At 56.7% G+C, this 3,513-nt stretch carries 5 protein-coding genes; 4 read left to right on the top strand and 1 reads right to left on the bottom strand.

Annotated features, from left to right (window positions below):
- The 4 genes from VFU50_00055 to nusB all read left to right on the top strand — a co-directional run.
- On the top strand, positions 1-735 hold a 735-nt coding region (locus VFU50_00055), incomplete at its 5' end, for a formate/nitrite transporter family protein (GenBank protein ID HEU5231219.1).
- A gap of 136 nt (positions 736-871) precedes the next feature.
- The gene (locus VFU50_00050; GenBank protein ID HEU5231218.1) at positions 872-1,729 is read left to right on the top strand and encodes a lysophospholipid acyltransferase family protein; all 858 of its coding nucleotides are present in this window, start codon (positions 872-874) and stop codon (positions 1,727-1,729) included.
- Positions 1,730-1,951: 222 nt separating this feature from the next.
- The gene (ribH, locus tag VFU50_00045; protein ID HEU5231217.1) at positions 1,952-2,800 is read left to right on the top strand and encodes a 6,7-dimethyl-8-ribityllumazine synthase; all 849 of its coding nucleotides are present in this window, start codon (positions 1,952-1,954) and stop codon (positions 2,798-2,800) included.
- Positions 2,790-3,215 (top strand): transcription antitermination factor NusB, encoded by a 426-nt coding sequence (gene nusB, locus VFU50_00040; GenBank protein ID HEU5231216.1) that lies wholly within the window; start codon positions 2,790-2,792, stop codon positions 3,213-3,215. Before ribH ends, nusB begins: the two co-directional genes overlap by 11 nt.
- A gap of 48 nt (positions 3,216-3,263) precedes the next feature.
- Here nusB and VFU50_00035 read toward each other — a convergent pair.
- Positions 3,264-3,513 (bottom strand): hypothetical protein (locus VFU50_00035; GenBank protein HEU5231215.1); only part of this gene is annotated, 250 nt, incomplete at its 5' end.

Raw genomic sequence — 3,513 nt, 5'->3', positions numbered from 1 at the left:
TCTGGATTTGCCGGTGGTATCGGAATGGGACTCACCGGACTAGGAGTTGCGCTGGCGCTCAGCTATCTCGGGAACTCTCCACCGGCGAAATTCATCTCGCTTTGCTTTTATCCCATTGGCTTCATCGTCGTGATCATCGGACGGGCGCAGCTCTTCACCGAGAACACCTTGTTTCCCGTCGTGCTGGTGCTCGACGAACGCAAGCACCTTCTCGCCACCTTGCGCTTGTGGGGACTTGTGTTCGTATCAAATGTTGCAGGAGCCACATTCTTCGGCTGGCTGTTGATGAAGACCGGAGCGTTGGCTCCTAACTTCGCCGATGCGCTCGCCGGCCTGGGAACCGAAGCGGCGCAAGGCCATTTCACGTTGATCTTCGCTAAAGGAGTGATTGGTGGATGGCTGATCGCACTGGTCGCGTGGATGGTCACCGCCAGCCATTGGACGATTGGCCAAGTCGTGATCACCTGGATGCTGACATTCATCGTCGGCGCTGGGCATTTCTCTCACTGCATAGCCAGCAGCGCTGAAATCGTGGCGGCAGTCATGTCCGGCCATCTGCAATTCAGCAACTACTTTGGATGGCTGCTGCCCGCGACACTGGGGAACATTGTCGGCGGAGTCTTCATCGTGAGTGTACTGAACTATGGTCAGGTGAGAATTGGATCGGAAGAGAGTGAAGCTGAGTCGGCGGAAGAAGGTGAAGATGAACACCAGCAGCAGGAAGCCGCGGACTAGTCGTTTCCTTTGTCATTCCGAACGGATGCTCACGCGGGCAGTTAGCGTGAGCAGGAGTGAGGAATCCCTATAGCACTCCATGAGCGGCGGTTGTCAAAATTATTGGGGATTTCCTGGCCCAAACCGCACCTTCGGAATGACAGACCAGAAAGCCGAATACAATATCGAAGTGCCCGATCGTTCCAGCGTTGCAGAAGTAGAGGAGTTGCTCAAAGAAGTTGAGCCGCGTGCGCGACGTATTCCTCGCTGGCTGAGCGGGCTCCGTTCGTATGCCGTTCTCGATCCGCTGATTTTCTCTTACACCATTCTGCTCGGTAGCGCGTCGTTCGCAGCTTCGTTCACGGATCCCCGAGGCGAGAAGCAGCATGCAATTGCGCGCACCTGGGCGCGATGGATTCTTGGCACGGCGATGTGTCCGGTCCGAGCAGTTGGTCTGGATCGCATCGATCTGTCACGGCCCGCCATCTACGCTGCGAATCACATCTCCGCGCTCGACATTCCTCTTCTGTATGCGAATCTGCCATTCCAGTTTCGAATTCTGGCAAAGCAGGAGCTGTTCCGGTATCCGTTCATCGGAGGACATCTGAAGCGCTCCGGGCAATTTCCAGTCGACCAGAGCAACGCGCGAGCCTCTATTCGCAGTCTTGGGCGGGCGATCGATGGTCTCAAATCAGGAATGCCTCTTGTCATCTTTCCCGAAGGTGGACGCGCCGCCGACGGACACATCACGCCGTTCATGAGCGGCGCGTTTTACGCTTCAATCAAAGCTCAAGTGCCGATCGTCCCTATGGCGATTGTGGGAACCTTCGAAGCGCTGCCAATGAATACGTACCACATCCATCCTCGCGAACTCCTGCTGATGGTTGGCGATCCTATATCGCCGGAGGACTTCACGACACGCCATCTTGATGCGCTCGCCGCCAAGGCGCAGCGAGCGATCGAAGACATGTACTACGCCAACGCCCATGTGCCGGATCCGCGGGAGAAAAGCTAAGGCAAAAGCAACAGCAAAACACGACACGGATCACACGGATGCTTCGCTCACGGATCACACAGATCAACCTAAGCTGATTCTTCATTGTTGCTGATCCTTATTGTTGCTGATCCTCTTGATCCGTGTAATCCGTAACGTCCGTGCAATCCGTGTCGTGTTTTGGTTTTGATTTCCACGAGGCAGTTTCATAGCGGACTGGGCTTTATGTCACACTGATTACGCATGATTCGCAGCCTCACACTTGTGCGCCAGACTACTCCCGAACGCTTCGAGAAGCTCTCAGCACTGCTGCGCGCGCTTGGTTTTGAAGATGGTGCCGGCTGGAGAGACGAGTACAGCCGAGGTGCACCCTTTCTCTCACCTGTGGGCAGCCTCGAACTAGTCGATGGCCGCGCTCCTGCCAGTCCGGAGATTCTGATCGAGGTCTCCGATCTCGATAGCGCCCACCAAATCGCGAAGAAGCACCTCGCCGATGCTGTGGATGGGATCGAAGACACGCATTGGAAGTCGCGCGTCTTCGTCGTGCAGCTCGACAAGAACTTGCGCGTAGGCTTTTGGGCATTCAATGATCCGAGCAAGTCCCTGCCCAAGAGCATTGAAGGCGTGCTGAATGCCGAAGGCATGAGGCTCGGCATCGTCGTGAGCCGATGGAATTCCTTCATCACCGAGCGCCTGCTGCAGGGTGCGCTCGACTGCCTGCGGCGCAGCGGCGCGACATCGTCAGACATTCACATCGTGCGCGTGCCCGGATCATTCGAGATTCCCTCCGCCGCACGCACGCTGGCGCAAACCGGCACAGTGGACGCGATCATCACGCTCGGATGTCTCATTCGCGGCGAGACGACGCACTACGAACACATTGCGACCGAGGTCACGCGCGGCATTGGACAATCAGCACAGGACACCGGCGTGCCGCATACGTATGGCGTCCTCACCTGCGAAAGCCTCGAGCAGGCGATCGATCGTGCCGGTCTCAAAAGCGGAAACAAAGGGTGGGAAGCGGCCGCGACTGCCATCGAAATGGTGTCACTCAAAGGCAAGCTAAAACGCGGAGCGACGGATGGCCGTTAAAGCAGGGAAGCGCCGCAAATCGCGCGAACTCGCGCTACAGATGCTCTTCCAATCCGATATGGGAAAGCAGAGCGAAGAGCAGGTGCGCAAGACATTCTGGCACGAACGATCGAACGTGGACGATTCCACCCGCGGCTTTGCTGACGATCTTTTCCGCGTGGCCTGTGACCGCAGCCAACAAATTGATGACCTAATCCAGAAGCATGCAGAACATTGGCGCATGGATCGCATGCCGGCAGTCGATCGCAATCTGCTGCGCCTCGGGGTCGCCGAGTTCCTCGGATTCCCGACCACTCCGCGAGCCATCGTGATTAACGAAGCTCTCGACATCGCCCACCGCTACTCTAGTCCCGAATCGATACAGTTCATCAACGGCGTGCTGGACTCGGTGGGGAAAGAGCTGCAAGCTGGTTAGACCGCGATCAGGACCGCGTGACTTTCTATTTCCAGGCCTGATTTCGCGTTATCGCAAGTGCCGCGCGAATTCATCTTCCAGTTGTGAGTAGTCATCGTGAAGAGCAGACTTCAGCGCATCTTCGGTGCTCTGACCTTCGCTCAGATCCCTCATGATGTCGCTGATGCGATTCATTCCATACGTGTCGCGGATGTATTCCACGTAGGCGAGTGATTCGACGTAAGCCACGGCGGCGCGATTCGAGTCGTAGCCGATGAAGCTGCCTTCGAGGGCTTGCAAAGGAGCTTGTTTGCCATCA

The sequence above is a fragment of the Terriglobales bacterium genome, assembly GCA_035764005.1.
In the GTDB taxonomy this organism is placed as follows: domain Bacteria; phylum Acidobacteriota; class Terriglobia; order Terriglobales; family Acidobacteriaceae; genus Gp1-AA112.
This window is presented reverse-complemented; position numbering and strand designations above follow the sequence as displayed.